Annotated in this window: 17 protein-coding genes; all 17 read left to right on the top strand. The window is 71.4% G+C overall.

Annotated features, from left to right (window positions below; genetic code table 11):
* Positions 1-13 precede the first annotated feature (13 nt).
* The 17 genes from ACFWWU_RS20775 (at position 14) to ACFWWU_RS20855 (ending at position 20,727) form a co-directional block, all read left to right on the top strand.
* On the top strand, positions 14-862 hold the full coding sequence (locus tag ACFWWU_RS20775) for an alpha/beta fold hydrolase (protein ID WP_384147287.1): 849 nt from the start codon (positions 14-16) through the stop codon (positions 860-862).
* Between the two features lie 47 nt (positions 863-909).
* Entirely contained in the window at positions 910-1,863 is a 954-nt protein-coding gene (locus ACFWWU_RS20780) for an alpha/beta hydrolase (RefSeq protein WP_384147288.1), read from the top strand.
* Positions 1,860-3,746, top strand: coding sequence for an amidohydrolase (locus tag ACFWWU_RS20785; RefSeq protein ID WP_384147289.1), 1,887 nt, complete (start codon positions 1,860-1,862; stop codon positions 3,744-3,746). The genes ACFWWU_RS20780 and ACFWWU_RS20785 overlap by 4 nt, the downstream gene beginning before the upstream one ends.
* Positions 3,747-3,762: 16 nt before the next feature.
* On the top strand, positions 3,763-4,500 hold the full coding sequence (locus ACFWWU_RS20790; RefSeq protein WP_384147290.1) for a GPR1/FUN34/YaaH family transporter: 738 nt from the start codon (positions 3,763-3,765) through the stop codon (positions 4,498-4,500).
* A 45-nt stretch (positions 4,501-4,545) separates the two neighbouring features.
* Complete coding sequence (locus tag ACFWWU_RS20795) at positions 4,546-4,860, top strand: GNAT family N-acetyltransferase (protein WP_266782491.1); 315 nt, start codon at positions 4,546-4,548, stop codon at positions 4,858-4,860.
* 106 nt (positions 4,861-4,966) lie between these two features.
* Positions 4,967-5,692, top strand: coding sequence for an alpha/beta fold hydrolase (locus tag ACFWWU_RS20800; RefSeq protein WP_384147291.1), 726 nt, complete (start codon positions 4,967-4,969; stop codon positions 5,690-5,692).
* Positions 5,693-5,795: 103 nt separating this feature from the next.
* Positions 5,796-7,127, top strand: a complete 1,332-nt coding sequence (locus ACFWWU_RS20805; RefSeq protein WP_384147292.1) for an ABC transporter substrate-binding protein — start codon at positions 5,796-5,798, stop codon at positions 7,125-7,127.
* The gene (locus tag ACFWWU_RS20810) at positions 7,127-8,092 is read left to right on the top strand and encodes a carbohydrate ABC transporter permease (RefSeq protein WP_384147293.1); all 966 of its coding nucleotides are present in this window, start codon (positions 7,127-7,129) and stop codon (positions 8,090-8,092) included. The genes ACFWWU_RS20805 and ACFWWU_RS20810 overlap by 1 nt, the downstream gene beginning before the upstream one ends.
* Positions 8,089-8,976: a carbohydrate ABC transporter permease gene (locus tag ACFWWU_RS20815; RefSeq protein WP_384147294.1), complete on the top strand. Its 888-nt coding sequence runs from the start codon at positions 8,089-8,091 to the stop codon at positions 8,974-8,976. Before ACFWWU_RS20810 ends, ACFWWU_RS20815 begins: the two co-directional genes overlap by 4 nt.
* A complete protein-coding gene (locus ACFWWU_RS20820; protein WP_384147295.1) occupies positions 8,973-11,741 on the top strand; it encodes an AAA family ATPase in 2,769 nt (922 codons plus the stop codon). The genes ACFWWU_RS20815 and ACFWWU_RS20820 overlap by 4 nt, the downstream gene beginning before the upstream one ends.
* A gap of 133 nt (positions 11,742-11,874) precedes the next feature.
* Positions 11,875-12,711: an alpha/beta fold hydrolase gene (locus ACFWWU_RS20825; RefSeq protein WP_384147296.1), complete on the top strand. Its 837-nt coding sequence runs from the start codon at positions 11,875-11,877 to the stop codon at positions 12,709-12,711.
* 102 nt (positions 12,712-12,813) lie between these two features.
* Entirely contained in the window at positions 12,814-13,899 is a 1,086-nt protein-coding gene (locus tag ACFWWU_RS20830; RefSeq protein ID WP_384147297.1) for an LLM class flavin-dependent oxidoreductase, read from the top strand.
* Positions 13,896-14,510 (top strand): FMN reductase, encoded by a 615-nt coding sequence (locus ACFWWU_RS20835; RefSeq protein WP_384147298.1) that lies wholly within the window; start codon positions 13,896-13,898, stop codon positions 14,508-14,510. The genes ACFWWU_RS20830 and ACFWWU_RS20835 overlap by 4 nt, the downstream gene beginning before the upstream one ends.
* Before the next feature lie 60 nt (positions 14,511-14,570).
* Entirely contained in the window at positions 14,571-17,411 is a 2,841-nt protein-coding gene (locus tag ACFWWU_RS20840; RefSeq protein ID WP_384147299.1) for a LuxR C-terminal-related transcriptional regulator, read from the top strand.
* Positions 17,412-17,548: 137 nt separating this feature from the next.
* On the top strand, positions 17,549-18,796 hold the full coding sequence (locus ACFWWU_RS20845) for a PucR family transcriptional regulator (protein ID WP_384147300.1): 1,248 nt from the start codon (positions 17,549-17,551) through the stop codon (positions 18,794-18,796).
* A gap of 138 nt (positions 18,797-18,934) precedes the next feature.
* On the top strand, positions 18,935-19,786 hold the full coding sequence (locus ACFWWU_RS20850) for an alpha/beta fold hydrolase (RefSeq protein ID WP_384147301.1): 852 nt from the start codon (positions 18,935-18,937) through the stop codon (positions 19,784-19,786).
* 149 nt (positions 19,787-19,935) lie between these two features.
* Positions 19,936-20,727 carry an AraC family transcriptional regulator gene (locus tag ACFWWU_RS20855; protein WP_384147302.1) on the top strand — a complete coding sequence of 264 codons (792 nt, stop codon included), beginning with the start codon at positions 19,936-19,938 and terminating at the stop codon, positions 20,725-20,727.
* The last annotated feature ends 79 nt before the right edge of the window (positions 20,728-20,806 follow it).

The raw sequence follows: 20,806 nt of genomic DNA on the forward strand, positions 1-20,806 counted from the left end.
ACAGGAATCCCTCATGCATCCCAAGAGGCGCACCCTCGCCCTCGCCCTGCCGGCCACGCTGGCCGCCCTGATGGGCGCCGCACCCGCCGTACCCGCCGCACCCGCCGCACCCGCGAGCGGCCCGGCCGCCGCCGGCACCGACCGGCATGGACCCAAGCCCACGATCGTCCTCGTTCACGGGGCGTTCGCCGACGCCTCCAGCTGGAGCGGCACGATCAGGCGGCTGCAGCGCGTCGGCTACCCCGTCCTGGCCCCCGCCAACCCGCTGCGCGGTCTCGCCGCGGACACCGCCTACCTGCGCAGCGTGCTGGCCGCCGTCGAGGGACCCGTCGTCCTGGTCGGCCACTCCTACGGCGGCGCCGTCATCAGTGGCGCCGCGCTGGGCGACAGCCGTGTGAAGGCGCTCGTCTACATCGCCGCGTTCACCCCGGACAAGGGCGAGAGCGCGGCCGAGCTCGCCGCCAAGTTCCCCGGCTCCACCCTCGGTGACACGGTGAACCCCCGGTCGTACCCGCTGCCCGGCGGTGGCACCGGCACCGAACTCGTCATCGAACGCGCCAAGTTCCACCGGCAGTTCGCCGCCGACGTCCCCACCGCCGACGCGGCCGTCATGGCCGCGACCCAGCGCCCGGTCGCCACCGCCGCGCTGGAGGAGAAGGCCGGGGAAGCGGCCTGGAAGACGATCCCGTCCTGGGCGCTGATCGCCACCGCCGACAAGAACATCCCGCCGGCCGCCGAACGGTGGATGGCCCGGCGCGCCGGCTCGCGCATCACCGAAGTGGACGCGTCGCACGCCGTGGCCGTCTCCCGTCCGGCCGTGGTCACCGACGTGATCCTCGCCGCCGTACGGGCGACCCGCTGAGCCCCCGACCCGCGCCCTCTCGTACATCCCCAGAAGGAGAACCCCTCATGACGAACCGTCCGATCCTCGAACCCGCCGCCCAGGCCTTCGCCGACGCCACCGCCCAGCCGCCGTACCTCTACCAGATCCCCGTCGCCGAAGGCCGTAAGGCCGTGGACGGTGTCCAGAGCGGTGAGGGCGTCCCCCTGCCCGAGGTCGACGAGGAGTGGATCACCGTCCACGGCGGCCCGACCGGCGACGTCCGCGCCCGGATCGTCCGCCCGCGCGGCGCCACCGGCCCGCTCCCCGTCATCCTCTACATCCACGGCGCCGGCTGGGTCTTCGGCAACGCCCACACCCACGACCGGCTCGTCCGCGAACTCGCCGTCGGCACCCGGGCGGCCGTCGTGTTCCCCGAGTACGACCTCTCGCCCGAGGCCCGCTACCCCGTCGCCATCGAGCAGAACTACAGCGTCGCCCAGTGGATCGCCCGCGAGGGACACCACAAGGACCTCGACGGCACCCGGATCGCCGTCGCGGGCGACTCGGTCGGCGGCAACATGACCGCCGCCCTCACCCTCATGGCCAAGCAGCGCGGAGACGTCCGCCTCACCCAGCAGGTCCTCTTCTACCCCGTCACCGACGCGAGCCTCGACACCGACTCGTACCACGCCTTCGCCGAGGGCTACTTCCTGCGCCGGGACGCCATGAAGTGGTTCTGGGACCAGTACACGACCGAAGAGGCCGAGCGCGCGCAGATCACCGCCTCGCCGCTGCGCGCCACCACCGAGCAGCTCACCGGCCTGCCGCCCGCCCTGGTCATCACCGCCGAGGCCGACGTCCTGCGCGACGAGGGCGAGGCGTACGCGGCGAAGCTCCGCGCCGCCGGAGTTCCCGTCACCGCCCTGCGTGTGCAGGGGGTCATTCACGACTTCGTCATGCTGAACGCGCTGCGCGAGACGCGGGGCGCGGAACTCGCCATCGGTCTCGCCGTCGACACCCTGCGCAAGGCCCTCGCATGACCGGGCCGACGACGAGCATGCCGGTGGCGGGCCTCGTCCCCGCCCCGCGTAGGGAGCACGAGCACGCCGACCTCCTCGTCCGCAACGCCAAGGTCTTCACCGGCGACCCCGACCGCCCCGAGGCCCGCGCCGTCGCGATCCGCGACGGCCGGGTCGCGGCCCTCGGCGACGACCACGACCTCCTCCACCTCGTAGGGCCGGGGACCAAGGTCGTCGACGCCCTCGGCCGCCGGGTGATCCCCGGACTGAACGACTCGCACCTGCACGTCATCAGGGGCGGCCTGAACTACGTCCTGGAGCTGCGCTGGGACGGGGTGCGCAGTCTGCGCCACGCCCTGGCCATGCTGCGGGAGCAGGCCGGCCGTACCCCCAAGGGGCAGTGGATCCGGGTCGTGGGCGGCTGGACCGCCGAACAGTTCGTCGAACGCAGGATGCCGACCGTCGCCGAACTGAACGCCGCCGCCCCCGACACCCCCGTGTTCGTCCTGCACCTGTACCAGTCGGCGCTGATGAACCGGGCCGCCGTCAAGGCCGCCGGATTCACCCGGGAAACCCCCGACCCGCGCGGCGGGCAGATCGTACGCGGCCGGGACGGCGAACCCAACGGCGTCCTGCTCGCGGCGCCGAGCGCCCTCATCCTCTATTCGACCCTGGCCAAGGCGCCGACGCTGGACGAGGCCGACAAGCGGACGTCGACCCGTCACTTCCTGCGTGAGCTGAACCGCTTCGGACTGACGTCCGCGGTCGACGCCGCCGGCGGTTTCCAGAACTTCCCCGACAACTACGCCACGGTCGTCGACCTCGCCAGGTCGGGGGAGCTGACCCTCCGGATCGCCTATCACCTCTTCCCGCAGACGGCAGGTCAGGAGCTCGCCGACCTGAAGCGCTGGACCGAGATGGTCAAGCCCGGCGACGGGGACGAGTGGCTCCGGCTCAACGGCGCGGGCGAGAACCTCACCTGGGCCGCCGCCGACTTCGAGAACTTCTCCGAACCCCGCCCCGAGCTCGCCGCAGGATACGAGGCCGAGTTCGAGAAGGCGGTCCGGCTCCTCCTTGAGAACGGCTGGGGCTTCCGCCTCCACGCCACCTACGACGAGACGATCCGCCGCGACCTTGCCGTCTTCGAGAAGCTCGCGGCGGAAGGACTCTTCCCCGGCGGCAACCGCTGGCTCTTCGACCACGCCGAGACCGTCACGGCCGACAGCCTGGACCGGATCGCGGCCCTCGGCGGCGCCGTGTCCGTCCAGAACCGCATGTCCTTCCAGGGCACCGCCTTCCGCGACCGCTACGGCGCCGAGGCCGCCGCCCACACCCCGCCGGTCCGGGCCATGCTCGACCGAGGTCTGACCGTCGCCGCCGGAACCGACGCCACCCGCGTCTCCTCGTACAACCCGTGGGTCGCACTCCACTGGCTGGTGACCGGGCGCACCGTCGGCGGCACGGCCCTCTACCCGGCGGGGAACCTGATCGACCGGGAGACCGCCCTCGGCCTCTACACCCGGGGCGGAGCGCAGCTCACCGGCGAGCAGGACGTCAAGGGAGCCCTGCGAGAGGGGTGTTACGGCGACCTGGTGATCCTCTCCGACGACTTCCTCACCGTCCCCGAGGACGTCATTCCCGACATCGAGTCCGTCCTCACCGTCGTCGGCGGCCGCATCGTCTACGCGACCGCCGAGTACGAGGGACTCGACGAGGCCATCCCGCGGGTGAGCCCCGAGTGGAGCCCGGTGGCCCACTTCGGCGGCTACCAGAGCGGTGCCCGCCAGGCATCGGCCGTGGCCGAGGCCGTCGCCGAATCAGAGCAGCACCGCCGCTGGCGCGTCGCCCGCGGCTCCGTCCCCGACACGACGCCGTCCTTCGTCGACCCCTGCTTCGAGCACTGAAAGAGAGATCCACCCGATGTCCGCAGCCTCCCCCGCCGCCGACAGCGGCGACACCCCGGCGGCCTCGCCGGACACGCCCCCGGAACGCCGTTTCGAACCGGACCTCCGGTCGATGACACGGATCAATCTGCGCCCCATCGCCTCACCCATGCCGCTCGGCTTCTTCACGATAGCCATCGCCTCCGTGATGACGGGCTGCCTCCAGCTCGGGCTCTTCGACGAGGCGGCCCGCGCCGCCGTCGCCTTCACCGTGCTTCCGGCCTTCGTCCTCCAACTCCTGGTGAGTTTCCTGGCCTTCGGCGCCCGTGACGTGATCGCGGCGACGCTGATGGCGGTCTTCGCCGGCAGCTGGCTGCCCTACTCGCTCATCATGCTCAGCGACGCGGCCGACGGCCTTCAGGTTCTCGGCGTGTTCAACCTGGCGCTCCTCTGCTTCGGGGCCCTGATGACCGCCGTGACCCGGCCCAAGCGCGCGCTGTGGCTCGTCCTCGCGGTCTCCCTGCCTCGCTGGGCGGCCACCGGTCTCGGGGGCATCACCGGCGCCGAATGGCTGACGCGCACGTCCGGTGCGCTCGGCCTCGTGGTGGCGCTGGTGGCGATGTACACGGCGTTCGCCCTGATGCTCGAGGACATGCGCAGCGAACAGGTCCTGCCCATCGGCCGCAGCGGCCCCGCCCACCTCGCAGTGGAAGGCGACCTGGCCGTCCAGCTCCGCAACCTGGAACGCCAGGCGGGCGTGCGCCGCACGCTCTGACCACGCCCACCCACCCCGTCACACCACGACCGCACAGGAGCACCCATGGAACCGCAGGTGACGGACCGGCCCCAGAAGTCTCGGTACGAGATCCTCGCCGGCGACGACGGCACCGAGACCGCGGGCTTCGCCGAGTACCACCTCTCGGAGGGCGAGATCGCCTTCATCCACACCGAGATCGACAGCCGGTTCGCCGGCCAGGGCTTGGGCGGTCTCCTTGCCCGGGGAGCGCTCGACGACGCCCGGGCCCGTGGGCTGCGCGTCCTGCCGTACTGCCCCTTCATCCGGGGCTGGATCGGCAAGCACCCCGAGTACACCGACCTGGTGCCCGAGGCGAGGCGCGCCCGCTTCGGCCTGTGAAACACCGCGCATCCATCTCCCGCAGCCGCAGCCGCAGCCGCAGCCGCAGCCGCAGCCCCAGAACCAGCCCCATCCCCCCCCCCGTCACGCACCGAGGAGTTCCCCCATGCCCCGACACGCCCGCCCCACCGTCATCCTGGTCCACGGCGCCTTCGCCGACGCCTCCAGCTTCGCCCGCGTCATCCCCGAGCTGACCGCCGCCGGCCTGGAAGTGGTGGCCCCGGCGGTGCCCAACCGCAGCCTCGTCGACGACGCCGCGTACATCGCCTCGGTGATCCGCGCCGTCGAAGGCCCCGTGATCCTGGTCGGGCACTCCTACGGCGGTGCCGTCATCACCCTCGCCGGGACGGAGGACAACGTCCGCGCACTGGTGTACCTCGCGGGATACGCGCTGGAGGAAGGCGAGAGCCTGGGCGAGCTGCAGGGCCGCTTCCCCGACTCCGGCCTCGCCGACGCGCTCGTCTACACCCCGTTCCCGGTGGCCGGCTCCACCGAGACCGGCACCGACGTCTCGGTGGAGATCGAGAAGTTCCCCGCCCTCTTCGCGGCGGACGTCGACCCCGACCTCGCCGCGGTGCTCGCCGTCTCCCAGCGCCCCCTGGCCGCACGTGCCTTCTCGGAGGCGGCGCCTGTCGCGGCGTGGAAGACCAAGCCCTCGTGGGGCCTGGTCGCCTCCTCCGACCGCACGATCAACCCCGATGTGGAGCGCTTCGGCTATGAGCGCGCCGGCATGACCACCGTCGAGGTCGACTCCTCCCACCTGGTCATGCTTGCCCAGCCCAAGGCCGTGGCGGAGCTGATCCAGGACGCGGCCAGGTCCACCGCTCACTGACCCGATCGTTCAGGATCGAACGATTAGTCGATAATGTTCGAGCGCTGGTAGCTTCTGATCGCCCCCGAGGATCCTTCGGGGGGCGATCGGAGGAGCTACACCCATGAGGTTCGGCGCGAGGCTCGCGCTCGCCGTCATCGCCCTCGCCGCCCTTGCCACCGCCTGCGGTGTTCCGGAGGACAGTGGTTCGCAGTCGCACACCGCCGTGGACTGTGGGCCGTACGCCAGGTACGGCAACCACCCCGGCACCAAGGTCACCGTCTACGCGGAGAACCGGGACCGGGAGGCCGACCTGTTCGAAGAGACCTGGGCGGACTTCGCGAACTGCACGGGAATCGACGTCCACTACGAGGGGGACGGGGAGTTCGAGGCCCAGATCCAGCTCCGGGTCGACGGCGGGAGTGCGCCGGATGTGGCGTTCTTCCCTCAGCCCGGGCTCCTGGAACGCTTCGCGCGGGCGGGGAAGCTCAAGCCCGCGAGCGCCGGGGTCGTGGCCCTCGCGAAGCAGGGCTGGTCGGCGGACTGGAACAGCTACGCCACCGTGAACGGCACCCTCTACGGCACGCCGCTGGTCGCGAACGTGAAGTCGTTCGTCTGGTACTCGCCGAAGTTCTTCCGCGACAGGGGACTGAGCGTTCCCCGCACGTGGTCCGAGCTGATGGCCGTGACGGAGAAGGTCGCGGCGTCGGGCGTCAAGCCGTGGTGCGCGGGCATCGAGTCCGCCGAGGCGACCGGCTGGCCCGTGACGGACTGGATCGAGGACGTCCTGCTGCGCCAGCAGGGCACGGACGTCTACGACCAGTGGGTCGCCCACAAGATCCCGTTCAACGACCCGCGGGTGATCAAGGCCATGGACACCGTGGGGTCCGTCCTCAAGAACGACCGGTACGCCAACGGCGGTTTCGGTCCGGCCCGTTCGATGGCGTCGATCTCCTTCCAGGAGGCCGGCACACCGATTCTCTCCGGCGACTGCGCGATGCACCGCCAGGCCTCGTTCTATGCCGATCTGTGGCCCGAGGGCACCGAGATCGGACCGGACAAGGACGTCAACGCCTTCCTCCTGCCGGGGGCCGACCCGGCCACCCGCCCCGTCCTGGGCGGTGGAGTGTTCACCGCGGCGTTCGCCGACCGTCCCGAAGTACGGGCCTATCAGGAGTATCTGGCCTCCGCGGACTTCGCGAACGCGCGTATGAAGAAGGGCCCGTTCGTCTCGGCGAACAAGGGTGTGGATCCGGCGAATGCCGCCACCCCGGTCGACAGGCTCTCGATCCAGCTCCTCCAGGATCCCAGGACACAGTTCAGGTTCGACGGTTCGGACCTGATGCCCGCGTCGGTCGGCGCCGGGACGTTCTGGAAGGGGGCCGTCGACTGGATCGGCGGTGCGAACACCCGGCAGGTGGCCGGCTCCATCGAACGGTCCTGGCCGAGCCACTGATGTTGTTCGACGTCGTCGCCCAGCAGCCCAAGCTGCTGTACCTGCTCCAGGGCGTCGCCGCCTTCGCGGCGGTGGTCTCCCTGATCCTGCTGGCGCTGCACCGGGGGCCGGAACGGAGGAGGGCCGCGGCCCTGATCCTGCTGGCCCCCGCGCTGCTGCTGCTCACGGTCGGTCTCCTCCTTCCCGGTCTGCGCACCCTGGTGCTGTCGTTCACCGACGGCGGGGGAGACGCGTGGGCCGGCTTCGACAACTACATGTGGATGTTCACCGACCCCCGGGCGCTGGTCGCGCTGCGCAACACCCTGGCGTGGGTGGTGCTCGTCCCGTTGTCGGCGACCTCGGTCGGTCTGTTCTACGCGGCGGCCGTCGTACGGTCGCGGTTCAGAACGTTCGCGCTGTCCCTGCTCCTGATGCCGATGGCGACCTCCTTCGTCGGCGCGGGTGTCGTCTGGAAGTTCGTCTACGCCTACCGTCCCGCGGAGACCGGGCAGATCGGGCTGCTGAACCAGCTCGTCGTCGCGTTCGGCGGCGAACCGAGGCAATGGCTCGTGGACTCTCCCTGGAACGTCCTGTTCCTCATCGTGGTGATGGTGTGGACACAGGCGGGCTTCGCGGCCGTCCTGCTGGCCGGCGCGATCAGGGCCGTTCCCGGGGAGCTGACCGAGGCGGCCCGACTCGACGGCGCGTCCCCCCGGCAGATCTTTCGGCAGATCACCATGCCGTCGATCAGGCCCACGCTGCTCGTCGTGGTCCTCGCCCAGGCGATCGGCACCTTCAAGGCCTTCGACATCGTCAAGACCATGACCGGCGGACAGTTCGACACGGCCGTCATCGCCCACGAGATGTACGACCAGGCCTTCCGCTACGGCGAGACGGGCCGCGGCGCGGCGCTCGCCGTGCTGCTCTTCGTCCTCGTCACCCCCTTCGTGGCCCACCAGGTGCGGGCGCAGCGGAGGGCGGGGTGAGCGGTGTCCGGGAGCGTCTGGCCTCCCGCGCCTTCACGTCGATCGCGGTGGTGATCGCGGTCCTCTGGACGACGCCGACCCTCGGTCTCCTGCTCTCCTCGTTCCGCCCCGAGGAGGCGATCAAGACGACGGGCTGGTGGACCGTGTTCGGTACGCCGCATCTCACGCTCGACAACTACGGCGAGGTGCTGGCCGGAGGCGGGAACGGGTCGGGGCGGCTCGCGGAGTACTTCGTCAACTCCGTCGTCATCACCCTTCCCTCGGTGCTGTTCCCGCTCGTGCTGGCGTTCTTCGCGGCGTACGCCCTGGCGTGGATCGACTTCAGGGGGCGGGACGCGCTCGTCGTCGGCATCTTCGCGCTCCAGGTCGTGCCGCTCCAGATGGCGCTCGTCCCCCTCCTGAAGCTCTTCTCCCAAGGCTGGCTGTTCCTGCCCGCGTGGAACCTCACCGGTCCCGCGCGGTTCGGCCACGTCTGGTTCGCCCACACGGTCTTCGCTCTGCCGTTCGCGGTGTTCCTCCTGCACAACTTCCTGGCCGGGCTGCCCCGGGACCTGATCGAGGCCGCCCGCGTCGACGGGGCGTCGCACGGGACGCTGCTGCTCCGGGTCGTGCTGCCCCTGGCCCGCCCGGCCCTGGTCACCTTTGCCATCATCCAGTTCATCTGGGTGTGGAACGACCTCCTCGTGGCACTGACACTGTCGGGCGGAACGGCCGAGACCGCGCCGATGACGGTCAGGCTGGCGAGCCTGGCCGGGACGTACGGCAACGAGTGGCAGCGGCTCACCGCAGGAGCCTTCGTGGCGGCGTTCGTCCCGCTGCTCGTCTTCTTCTCCCTCCGGCGGCACTTCGCACGGGGACTGCTCGCCGGATCGGTCAAGGGATGATCCCCGACCGGCCTGAGGGAGAAGGCGTCGCGACGCCCGGGAGCGCGGGGCTGAGCCGGCCCGGGCTGCGCGGCCGCGCAGCCGAGCTGGAGCGGCTGCGCGCCCTGGTCGAGGCGGTGCGCGACGGCGAGGGCGGAGCGATCGCGCTGCTCCGGGGCGAGCCCGGGATCGGGAAGACCGTACTGCTGCAGGAGACCGTCTCGATCGCACGGGCTCACGGATTCGTCGTCAGCCATGGACGCGCCGAGGAACTGCACGAGCTGGCACCGCTCGCCTCGCTGGCCTCGGGCCTCCTGCACGGTGACCCGCCGCTGCTGTCCGGCACGGACTTCGCGGACCTCGCGGGCCACCACGACCAGCGCATCTGGCTCGTCGAACGGCTGGCCCAGCTGATCGAGGAACGCTCGGCGGGCACGCCCGTACTGATCGCGGTCGACGACGTTCAATGGGCCGACCCGCTGAGCCGGTTCGCCCTGAGTGTCATGCCGGCACGGTTGCTCAGCTCCCCGGTGCTCTGGCTGCTCACGAGTAGGAGCGACCCGGAACTGTACGGGCAGGGGCCGCGGACGACGACCCTCCCCCTCCGGCCGCTTTCCGACACGGCCCTGGCCGAGCTGGCACGGGACGTCCTCGGCGGGGACGTCCCGGAGCAGGTCGCGCAGCTCCTCGACGGGGCGGGAGGTAACCCCTTCCTCGCATCCGAGATGCTCACGGGTATCGCGGCGTCGGGCGCGGACGGGCCGGAACCGCCGGAGCGGCTGGTCCTCGGCGTACGCGACCGGCTGGCCACCCTCCGGCCGGACACCCTCCACTTCCTGCGCATCGGCTCTGTCCTCGGCCGCGCGTTCACGCTCGCCGACGCCGCGGCCTTGTGCGGCCGGCCCGCTTCCGGACTCAGCGCCGAACTGGACGAGGCGATCTCCGCCGAGCTCCTCCACGACGAGGGCGAACGCCTCCTGTTCCGCCACGACCTGCTCCGCCAGGCGGTGTACGCCGACCTCACCCCCTCCGTGCGCCGGGCACTGCACCGGGAGGCCGCGAGCCGGCTCGTCGCGGCAGGCCGGAGCTCCGTCGACGCGGTCCCGCATCTGCTGAAGAGCGCCGAGCCCGGCGACCATGAGGCGATCAGACTGCTCGGGACGGCCGCCACGGACGTGATCGCCGTGATGCCCGACCTCGCCGCCGACCTGGCCACACGGGCCCTGGAACTCGTACCGCCGCATGCGCCCATGCTGTTCGACGTGGGAGAACGGGCCATCGTCGCGCTGACCCGCGCGGGCCGGTACACCCGGGCGCGGGATACCGGCGACACCCTGCTCGCCCGGCAGCCGCCCCTGGACGTCTTCGCACGTCTGCAGTCCGTACTCGGCGACACGCTGTGGCACCTCGACGACGTCCACGAGCTGACCCGCCGCTCGACGGCGGCGCTGGCAGCCGTCACGGACCCGGTGATCCGCGCCCGGCTGACCGCCCGGCTGGCCATGGCCCGGTCTCGCGGACGCGACCTCGGGGCCGCGCGTGAGACCGGCGAGCGGGCGCTCGCCGAGGCGGAGCGGGCCGGTGACCGGGAGGCGCGCGTCCTCGCGCTGTGGGGCCTCGGCGAGATCGCCCTCAACGCGGGCGACTGCGCCGCCGCCGTCGAACACCACTCGGCGCTGAGCGTGTTCGACACGGCCTTCCTCCCCGAGGAGGCCGTGGCCCGGATCCACACGGACGACTTCGGCACCGTACGGCGACTCCTCCGGACGGCGGGCGACGATCCACTGCGTCCCGCCATGCTGATCTGGGCCCAGGGAACCCTGAACATGGGTCTCGGCCGGCTCGACGACGCGGACGCCGACTTCGTCACCGCCGAGCGTCTCGAAGCGGACCTCCACGTCCCCGGCAACCTGGTCAACATCCGCGTCAACCGCGGCCTCCTCGCGATGCTGCGCGGCGACCGCGAAGCCGCGCGGGAACACCTGGACGTCGTGCGGGCGACCGTGGCCGAGCGGCCGAACACCGGCAACCACGCCACGCACCAGTACTTCGAGGCCGTCGTCGCCGACGCCGACGGCGACCACGCGGCAGCGGCCGAACTGGTCCGATCCGTGCAGCGGGACCACCCTTTCCTCCGGTGGCGGCTGCTGCGCCCCCATGTCGTCCAGGCCGTGCGGATCGCCCTGCGCGGCGGGGACCGGAACCTGGCCGAGGACCTCGCGGCCCAGGCTGCCGAACACGCCACCCGCAACCCCTCCGTGCCGACCGCCCGGGGGACGGCCGCCCACGCGGCCGGTCTGGTGAACGCCGACCACGGACTCCTGGAGCGGTCGGTCCGCATCCTCCTCACCGGCCCCCGGCCGCTGCCCCTCGCCGCCGCATCCGCCGACCTCGGGCGCGCGCTCCTCACCGCAGGCGAGCCCGCCGCGACACCCGCCCTGACCAGGGCCCATGACATCTACGCCCAGGCGGGGGCCGATGTCGAGGCCGACCGGGTCCGGGCCGATCTGGAACGGGCCACCAGCCGCTCCGGCCGGCGCACCGGAGGCCTCCGGCCGCGCCACGGCCAGGGCTGGGACGCGCTCACGGCCTCGGAACGCAGGGTGGCCCGGCTGATCGCCGCGGGCCACACCAACCGGTCGGCCGCGGAGGCCCTCGTCGTCTCCCCGCACACGGTCAACACCCATCTGGCGTCGATCTTCCGCAAGCTCTCGGTGCGCTCGAGGGTCCACCTGGCCCGGATCGTGCTTGCGGAGGGCGACGCCGGAACAGCCACCGGCGGCTGAGTGACCTCTGCGCCCCCGTGCCAGCAGTGGTGCGCCGCACGGCAACAGGAGGCGCCGTCCCGGTCCTAGCGTGACGGCATACCGCGCCGCTTCGCCGCGCGGACCAGCCGACCCGAATCGAGGAAGCATCCCCATGCCGTACATCACCGTGGGCCAGGAGAACACCAACCCCATCGAGCTGTACTTCGAGGACCAGGGCGCCGGGCAGCCCGTCGTCCTCATCCACGGCTTCCCGCTCGACGGCCACTCCTGGGAGCGCCAGAGCGCCGCGCTGCTCGACGCCGGATACCGCGTGATCACGTACGACCGCCGCGGTTTCGGGCAGTCCTCGCAGCCGACCATCGGCTACGACTACGACACCTTCGCCGCCGACCTGAACACCGTGCTGGAGACCCTCGACCTGAAGGACGCCGTCCTGGTCGGTTTCTCCATGGGCACCGGTGAGGTCGCCCGCTACGTGTCCACGTACGGCTCCGGCCGGGTCGCCAAGGTCGCCTTCCTGGCCTCGCTCGAGCCCTGCCTGCTCAAGAGCGACGACAACCCGGACGGCGTCGCCCCGAAGGAGTTCTTCGACGGCGTCGTCGCCGCCGTCAAGGCCGACCGCTACGCCTACTACACGGCCTTCTTCAACGACTTCTACAACCTCGACGAGAACCTCGGCACCCGGATCAGCGAGGAGGCCGTCCGCAACAGCTGGAACACCGCGGCCCTCGGCGGCTCCTTCGCCGCGTCCGCCGCGCCGTCGACGTGGTACACCGACTTCCGCGCCGACATCCCCGCCGTCGACGTGCCGGCCCTGATCCTGCATGGCACCGCCGACCGCATCCTGCCCGCGGAGGGCACCGCGCGCCCCTTCCACAAGGCGCTCCCGTCGGCCGACTACGTCGAGATCGAGGGTGCCCCGCACGGTCTGCTGTGGACCCACGCCGAGGAGGTCAACACCGCCCTGCTCGCCTTCCTGGCGAAGTGACGCCGCACCGTTGACCCGCCGGGGACGCCGGAGCCCCCGGCGTCACCCCGGCCCCCGGTTCCCCGGCGCGGGAACCGGACGAGCTCAGGAGAGCAGACACCCATGCAGTTCGGCATCTTCACCGTCGGGGACGTGACCCCCGACCCCACCAACGGCCGTACTCCGTCGGAACACGAGCGCATCAAGGCGATGGTCGCCATCGCCCTCAAGGCCGAGGAAGTCGGCCTGGACGTCTTCGCGACAGGCGAGCACCACAATCCGCCGTTCGTCCCGTCGTCGCCGACGACCCTGCTCGGCTACATCGCCGCCCGCACCGAGAAGCTGATCCTGTCCACGTCCACGACGCTGATCACCACCAACGACCCGGTGAAGATCGCCGAGGACTACGCGATGCTCCAGCACCTGGCCGACGGCCGGGTCGACCTCATGCTGGGGCGCGGCAACACCGGCCCGGTCTACCCGTGGTTCGGCCAGGACATCCGCCAGGGCATCAACCTCGCCAAGGAGAACTACACGCTGCTGCGTCGGCTGTGGCGCGAGGACGTCGTGGACTGGGAGGGCACGTTCCGTACGCCGCTCCAGGCCTTCACCTCGACACCCCGGCCCCTGGACGGCGTCCCGCCCTTCGTCTGGCACGGATCCATCAGGTCCCCCGAGATCGCGGAGCAGGCCGCCTTCTACGGCGACGGCTTCTTCCACAACAACATCTTCTGGCCGGCCGACCACACCCGGCGCATGGTCCAGCTCTACCGGCGCCGGTACGCCCACCACGGCCACGGCCGGCCGGAGGACGCCATCGTCGGCCTGGGCGGACAGGTCTTCATGCGGAAGAACTCCCAGGACGCCGTACGGGAGTTCCGTCCCTACTTCGACAACGCGCCGGTGTACGGCCACGGCCCGTCGCTCGAGGACTTCACCGAGCAGACCCCGCTGACGGTGGGCTCTCCCCAGCAGGTCATCGAGCGGACCCTGACCTTCCGGGAGAGCGTCGGCGACTACCAGCGCCAGCTGTTCCTGATGGACCACGCGGGCCTGCCCCTGAAGACCGTCCTCGAACAGCTGGACATCCTCGGCGAAGAGGTCGTGCCCGTCCTGCGGAGGGAGTTCGCGAAGGGACGTCCGGCCGACGTGCCGGAGGCCCCCACGCACGCGTCCCTTCGAGCCGTCCGGGAGGTGTCCGCCGCATGAGACTGATCGTCGTCTCCGCGGGGCTGAGCACCCCCTCCTCCACCCGCCTGCTCGCGGACCGGCTGGCCGAGGCGGCCCGCGACGAACTCGCCGCCCGGGGGCACGCGCCGTCGACCGAGGTCGTGGAGCTGCGGGAACTGGCCGGCGACATCGCCAACCACCTCGTGACCGGCTTTCCGCCGCCGCGACTGAGCGCCGCGATCGACGCGGTCACGGCGGCCGACGGCCTGATCGTGGTGACTCCCGTGTTCGCGGCTTCCTACAGCGGTCTCTTCAAGTCCTTCTTCGACGTGATCGATCCGGACGCCCTCTCCGGGAAGCCGGTCCTGATCGCGGCGACGGGCGGTACCGCCCGCCACTCCCTGGTCCTTGAGCACGCCGTGCGCCCGCTCTTCGTCTATCTCCGCGCCGTCGTCGTCCCCACCGCCGTGTTCGCGGCCTCCGAGGACTGGGGCTCGGGGGGAGACGAGTACACCGACGGCCTTCCCGGCCGCGTCCGCCGGGTGGGCGTCGAGCTCGCCGCGCTCATGGCGGCGCGCCCGGTCGGTGAAGAGCCCGAGGACGACATCACCGTCCTCGAACGGCAACTCGCCGACCTGCGCTTCGACTGAGACGGGCCCCTGGGCCGGGCGACGGCGGGGTGGTTCATATGGTTCATACTGTTCCGCCGTATGAGCGTGAACCGAGTGACGACAAGGACCGTGCCCGAGGAACTCGAGGGTGTACGGACGCCCCTCCGCGGCAGGGACGCCGAACTGGCGTTCATCGAGGCGCGGCTCGACGCGCTCGACCGGGGCGAAGGCGGGATCATCCGCGTCGGAGGCCCCGTCGGCATCGGTAGGTCCAGGATCCTCGCGGAGGCCGCGGCAGCCGCGAGGCTGCGCGGGACGAGGGTGTTCGAGGGAGCGGCGGACCCCGACGAACAGTTCGTGCCGCTCGGCCCGCTCCTCGACGGTCTGCTCTCCGGCGAGGAACCGCTGTCGGGCGCCGTCCGCCTCAGGGACCTCGCCACGACACCCGGCCAGCGCTTCTGGCTGCTCCAGGAACTGGGGGACCGCCTGCGGGAGACGGCTCGAAACGGACCGCTGCTCGTCGTCCTCGACGACCTCCAGTGGTGCGACGACCTGACCCTTCTCACCTTCAACACCCTCGCGGCCGGACTCTCGTCGCACGCCATCCAGTGGCTGGTCGCCGTGCGCGGCGGCAGCGTGCCGTCGGGAGTGCGCACGACCCTGGACAGGATCCGGCAGGCGGGCGCACACGAGCTGGCGCTGGGAGCGCTGGACGACCAGGCCACCACACGGATCGCCGAGGACGTCCTCGGCGCCGCTCCCGACCCGGACGTCCTCCGCGTCGTCCGCCGCGCCGAAGGAGTCCCGCAGCTGCTGGTCGCGCTGCTCGGCTCGCTGCGGGAGGCAGTGACGATCGAGAACGGCACGGCCGGACTGTCGGCCGGACCCCCCGCCCCACGGGAACTCCCCTCTGTCGTGCGCCGCCTCGACCAGCTGTCCGACGAGGCACGGGCGCTGGTGCAGACGGCGGCCGCCGTGGGGGGCCCGGCCACCGTCGCGCTGCTGGCCGAACTGCTCGGCAGGTCCCCGGCGGCGCTCATCACAGCGGTACGGGAATCCCTCGACGCTGATCTGCTCATCGAAAGCGGTGATCACCTCGCCTTCCGCCACGACCTGATCCGTGAGGCGGTGGAAGCCGGCCTCCCCCTGCCCCTGCGTCAGGCCCTGCGTGGTCAAGCCGCCGAGCTGCTGCCGGGGAGCGCGGCCTCACCCGTCGAGCGTCCCGGGCCGTCGGCCGGGAGAGCACCGGCAGATGCGGCGGAGGCCGACCGGCTGCGCACCGCCGCGGCGGAACTCGCGGCCACCGCTCCCGGACCCGCCGCGGAACGCAGTCTCAAGGCCCTGGAACTCACCACGGCGGACGCTCCGGAGCGGCCGCGGATCATCGCCGAGACGATCCCGCTGCTCTGGCAGACGGGCCGGGCCGCCCAGGCGCGTGAGCTGGGAGCCTCCGCCCTGGCGACCGGCGCTCTCGGACCAGAGGACGAGGCGCGCATACGCCTTGCCCTGGCACGCCTCGCCGTACCGTTCGACTTCTCCGAGGCGGTCCGCCAGGCCCGCGCCGGGTCGGCACTGCCCGGGATCCCCGTGGACTTGAGGGGGCGACTGCTCGCCATGCTCGCTGTCGGCCTGTCGATGTCGGGCGAGCACTCGGCGGCCGAGCAGGTCGCCGCGGAGGCGTGGGAGACCGCAGCGGCAGCGGGGGACCGCTCCGCCGAGGCCACGCTGACGACGGTCCGCTCGGCCGTGAGTTTCCACCGCATGGACTTGACCGAGGCGTTCCGGCAGGCCGAGCGGTCCGTCGCGCTGGCCGACGCCCTGGGCGTCAGCACCTCGCTGTGGGTTCCGGAGGCCTTGTGGCGCGCTCTCCTGTCGAACACCACCGGACGCTCCGCGGAGGCGCTCGCCGCCGCTGAGGACGGCATCCGGATCACCAGGGAGCAGGGCCGGACGGCGGCCACCGGTATGTGGCTCATGACCCGCTCCCGCATCCTTCTGGAGGCCGGACGGCTGAGGGAGGCCCGGGCCGACGCCGAAGCCGCGTCCGCGACGACCGAGGACCTCGGCCCGGGCAACCTCGCCGACGTCACGCTCCGGTACGTGATGATGCGCGTCGCCCTCCACACCAACGACCAGCAGACCGCACGAGCGTACGCGGCGGAGGCGAGGCGCATGCGGAGCGACGGCGCACCCGTCGTCCGGCACTTCGGCTCCTGGATGCTGGCGCTGATGGCCGACTTCGAAGGCCGGCCCGATCGTGCCATGGCCGAACTCGACGAGGTGATGACGTCGCCTGCCGCGGACCGGCCGGCCTACGCAGGCTTGGTCGACCCCGCGGACGCCCCGGTCCTCGTCCGCCTGGCGCTGCGTGCCGGCGCACTCGAACGGGCCGCGCAGGCAGTGGCCCTGGCCGAGCGACTGGCCGTGCTCAACCCAGACCTCACGTTCCTGGCCGCCACCGCCGCGCATGCCCGGGGGCTCCTCGACAACGACCTCGCCCCTCTCGTACGCGCCGTCCGGCTGTACGAGGACTGCCCTCGGCCGTTGGCCCGGGCGTCGGCACTGGAGGACGCCGGACGCAAGCTTGCGGCCACCCGCACGTCCGAAGCGGTGCCGTACTTCGACACGGCCCTCGCGCTCTACGCGCGAGCGGGCGCCGAGCGGGACGTCGCACGCGTCCGCCGGCGCCTGCGGGCAGCTGGTGTCCGCCGCCGGCCCTCGACGGCCGGACTCTCCGGGGCATGGCCCGAGCTGACGGCCGCGGAGACACGGGTGGTACGGCTCGTGGCACAAGGGCTGACCAACCAGCAGGTGGCAGAGCATCTCTCCCTCTCGCCCCACACGGTGAGTTCGCACCTGCGCCGGGCCTTCACCAAGCTGGACATCACCTCGCGCGTGGAGCTGACCCGGCTGGTGAGGCATCGCGACAGCGGAGCGTAGTCACTTCGTATCCCCTGTGGGTGCCATGGCAATGGACGATTCGTGTGATGTGCCGACGTCGTCGCTTCCTCAGACTGATCAATAGCCGCGGAATGGAGAAGTCCGCGGGGAACCGTTGGTCGAGAGAGGAACAGCGCATGACCGTAAGGCTCCAGCGAGCCCGCCCCGGCAGCCCCGAGCTCCAGGCGCTTGTCGACGAGCTCGCGGAGCGGCTCGGCCGGTCCGTCGCCGTCGACGACCCGCTGGTCCGCATGGTCTGTACGAGCCGCCACTTCGGCGACGAGGACCCGGTCCGCATCGGCACCCTGTTGCAGGGCCGCGCCGACAACGCGACCATCCGCTACGTCCTCGCCCAGGGCGTGACCCAGTGGTCCCGAGCCGGATTCATCGACGGCCGTGACGATCTCGGACTGCTGCCCCGTTATGTCGTGCCCCTGCGCGAGCGCGGGCATCTCCTCGGACTGCTCCTGGTGGTCGTGCCCGAGAAGACGCTCGCAGAGCACGAGACGCGTGCCATCGCCCGGGCCGCGGACGCCATGGCCGCCCAGCTGCACGGAGAGCACATCGCCACCGACACCCGGGAGGCCGACGAGCGGGACCTCGTCCTCGAACTCGTCGGCACCGACGTCGCCGCCCGTACCACCGCACGGCGGCGGGGCAAGGAACTCGGACTGCTCGGAGCAGCCGAGCATGTCCTGGTCACCATCGTCCAGCTGAGCTGCGCGACCGAGCTCGTGCGGCAGTCCGAGGCGGCCCTGTGGGGGGCGCTGGAGGGGTTCCGGCAGACGCGTTCGGCCCAGGGCCTCATCGCGATCGGCAAGGAGCGGGCGACACTGCTCCAGCTGCGCGACCGCCCACCCGGCCAGGACGAGGTCACCGCACAGTCCGCTCGCATCCTGGACGAACTTCACACCTTTCTGGGCCCGTCGGCGGACCCCGTGATCGGCGTCGGAGGCCGGCACCCCAGCCTGGACGACGCATGGACGTCGTACGAGCAGGCGCTCGTGGCGGCACGCGCGGCACGCCGACTGCCCACCCTGAAGAGCGCCGGTGACTGGGAGCTGCTCGGGGAGCTCGCAGTGCTGCTCCAGCTCCCCGAGCACGCCCTGAACGCGTCCTTGGTCCCCAAGCCGCTCCGTACCCTGGGCGACGCTCATGGCGGCGACCGCCTGCGGGACACCCTGCGCTGCTTCCTCGAACACGCGGGATCGATTCCCCGGACCGCGGACGCGCTGGGAATCCACCGCACCTCGCTCTACTACCGCCTGCGCCAGATTCAGGAGATCACCGGACTGGATCTCGACGACGGCGCCCACCGGCTCACTCTGCACCTCGGCCTCAGGATCGAGGAACTCCTCGCCCCGGGCGGCGACGGGGCCGTCTGACGACGGACTCGCTTCGACAAAGCGAGGAGGATTCACGGCCCGATTCCTACAGCTCGCGGTGGTGCGGGCGGCGGGCTCCATTCGATGATGTTCGTGACGGGCGGGGACGATGTACCGCCTCTGACCAGGGGAGAGGTCATGAAGGAACTGATCACGACGGACGGCGTACGACTCGCGTACCAGGACACCGGCGGCGAGGGCGTCCCGCTGGTGATGCTGCACGGCTGGGGGCAGACGCAGGCGATGTTCCGCCACCAGATCGAGGGGTTGGCGCCCGGCCGTCGCGTCGTCACCGTCGACCTCCGCGGCCATGGGAAGTCCGGCAAGCCGCGTCACGGCTACCGCATCGCCCGGCTCTCCCGCGATGTGCTCGAACTCGTCGACCATCTCGGTCTCGACCGTTTCGACGCACTGGGCTGGTCCATGGGTGTCTCGGTGTGGTGGAGCTTCATCGACCAGTACGGGACCGGACGGATCCGCCGCTTCGTCGCCGTCGACCAGCCCGCGGCGGTCGCCGCCGTGCCCTGGATGACCGAGCGGGAACAGCGGGACTCCGGTGCCATCTTCGATGTGTCGGGGCTGTTGTACCTGGGTGCGGCTCTCGCGGGTCCGGAGGGCGACACGGTCCGCGCCGACTTCGTGCGCGGCATGTTCTCCGGCGAGCCCGACCCCGAGGTGCTGGCCTTCGTCGCCGAGGAGGTCCGGTCGACACCCGCCTACGCGGGCGTACCGCTGCTGTTCGACCACTGCGCGCAGGACTGGCGCGACGTGCTTCCCCGGATCGATGTGCCGACCCTGGTGATCGGCTGTGAGGGAAGCCATGTGCATCCTGATTCGCAGCGCTTCGCCGCCGAGCGGATTCCCGGCGCACGCCTGCACGTCTTCGCCTCCGACGTGGCGAGCTCGCACTTCCCCTTCCTGGAGAACCCGCCGGCCTTCAATGCCGTGGTGGAGAAGTTCCTTGCCGAGGAGCCGGCGAACGGGGCGTGAATCCGCCCTCCGCCCGCACGCACCTACGGCTAGGAATCCCCATGCCCCTCACACTGATGTCGCGTGCGCCCGAACGGGTGCCCCGGCAAGCGCCCGATCCGACCTCGTCCTCCTCCCGCTCGGGGTGGCTGGTCCAGATGCTTTCCGAGATGCCGGAGACGAACGACCGGACCCACGTCTACCTCGGCGTCCATGTCCGTGGGCCCGTCACCGTCGTCCACGAGCGTGCCAGGACCCAGTTGGAGCCGAACGACCTGGTCTTCTGCGACCCGGCCCGACAGCACCTGCTGCAGTTCGGCGAGGACTGCCAGATGATCTTCTTCCGGGTGCCCCGCTGCTATCTGGGCGTCACGGAGTCGGAGCTGAACCAGGTGCTCGGCGTACCCGTGCGTGGCGGGGAGGGGATCGGGGCGCTGGCGTCCGACTTCCTGACCGCGCTCGCCGCCAGGGCGGAGTTCCGCCGGTCCACGATCGGGGAGCGGCGTGCCCGGACGGCCGTACACCTCCTCTCCGTCCTGGTCATGGAGCTCCTCGATGCGGACACGACGGACGAGGCCGACGACGCGTCCGGGGCCGTCAACGAGATGCTGTCCCGTATCCACGGCTACATCGAAGAGCATCTGATGGACCCGGACCTCTCACCGGAGTCGATCGCACGCGCCCACCACATCTCCGTCCGGTACCTGCAGAAGCTGTTCCAGAACGACGGCAGCACGGTGAGCCAATGGGTGCGGCAGCGCAGGCTCGAGTTCTGCCGGCTCGAGCTGGGCCGCTCCAACCGGAGAATCACCATGGCCGCGGTGGCACACCGCTGGGGCTTCAGCAGCCCCTCGCACTTCAGCCGCACGTTCCGCGGGGCCTACGGCATGAGTCCCAGCGAATGGCAGGCGCTGGCGACCTCGGCCTTCGCGACGACGACCGCCGGCGCCCAGGACGAGTGAAGGCGCTGAGGCGCGCGTGCGCTGTCATGACAGCGCGGCTGCGCGCACGTACAAGAGGAGCCACTTCCACGGCTCTACC

Origin of the sequence: Streptomyces sp. NPDC058650 (assembly GCF_042717315.1) — a bacterium.
Classification (GTDB): Bacteria; Actinomycetota; Actinomycetes; order Streptomycetales; family Streptomycetaceae; genus Streptomyces.

Coding starts and splice junctions, on each gene's coding strand:
- ACFWWU_RS20785 (WP_384147289.1), top strand. CDS start 1,860: ATGACCGGGCCGACGACGAGCATGCCGGTGGCGGGCCTCGTCCCCGCC.
- ACFWWU_RS20840 (WP_384147299.1), top strand. CDS start 14,571: ATGAGCGTGAACCGAGTGACGACAAGGACCGTGCCCGAGGAACTCGAG.
- ACFWWU_RS20820 (WP_384147295.1), top strand. CDS start 8,973: ATGATCCCCGACCGGCCTGAGGGAGAAGGCGTCGCGACGCCCGGGAGC.
- ACFWWU_RS20825 (WP_384147296.1), top strand. CDS start 11,875: ATGCCGTACATCACCGTGGGCCAGGAGAACACCAACCCCATCGAGCTG.
- ACFWWU_RS20795 (WP_266782491.1), top strand. CDS start 4,546: ATGGAACCGCAGGTGACGGACCGGCCCCAGAAGTCTCGGTACGAGATC.
- ACFWWU_RS20850 (WP_384147301.1), top strand. CDS start 18,935: ATGAAGGAACTGATCACGACGGACGGCGTACGACTCGCGTACCAGGAC.
- ACFWWU_RS20855 (WP_384147302.1), top strand. CDS start 19,936: ATGCCGGAGACGAACGACCGGACCCACGTCTACCTCGGCGTCCATGTC.
- ACFWWU_RS20790 (WP_384147290.1), top strand. CDS start 3,763: ATGTCCGCAGCCTCCCCCGCCGCCGACAGCGGCGACACCCCGGCGGCC.
- ACFWWU_RS20780 (WP_384147288.1), top strand. CDS start 910: ATGACGAACCGTCCGATCCTCGAACCCGCCGCCCAGGCCTTCGCCGAC.
- ACFWWU_RS20845 (WP_384147300.1), top strand. CDS start 17,549: ATGACCGTAAGGCTCCAGCGAGCCCGCCCCGGCAGCCCCGAGCTCCAG.
- ACFWWU_RS20800 (WP_384147291.1), top strand. CDS start 4,967: ATGCCCCGACACGCCCGCCCCACCGTCATCCTGGTCCACGGCGCCTTC.
- ACFWWU_RS20835 (WP_384147298.1), top strand. CDS start 13,896: ATGAGACTGATCGTCGTCTCCGCGGGGCTGAGCACCCCCTCCTCCACC.
- ACFWWU_RS20805 (WP_384147292.1), top strand. CDS start 5,796: ATGAGGTTCGGCGCGAGGCTCGCGCTCGCCGTCATCGCCCTCGCCGCC.
- ACFWWU_RS20775 (WP_384147287.1), top strand. CDS start 14: ATGCATCCCAAGAGGCGCACCCTCGCCCTCGCCCTGCCGGCCACGCTG.
- ACFWWU_RS20810 (WP_384147293.1), top strand. CDS start 7,127: ATGTTGTTCGACGTCGTCGCCCAGCAGCCCAAGCTGCTGTACCTGCTC.
- ACFWWU_RS20830 (WP_384147297.1), top strand. CDS start 12,814: ATGCAGTTCGGCATCTTCACCGTCGGGGACGTGACCCCCGACCCCACC.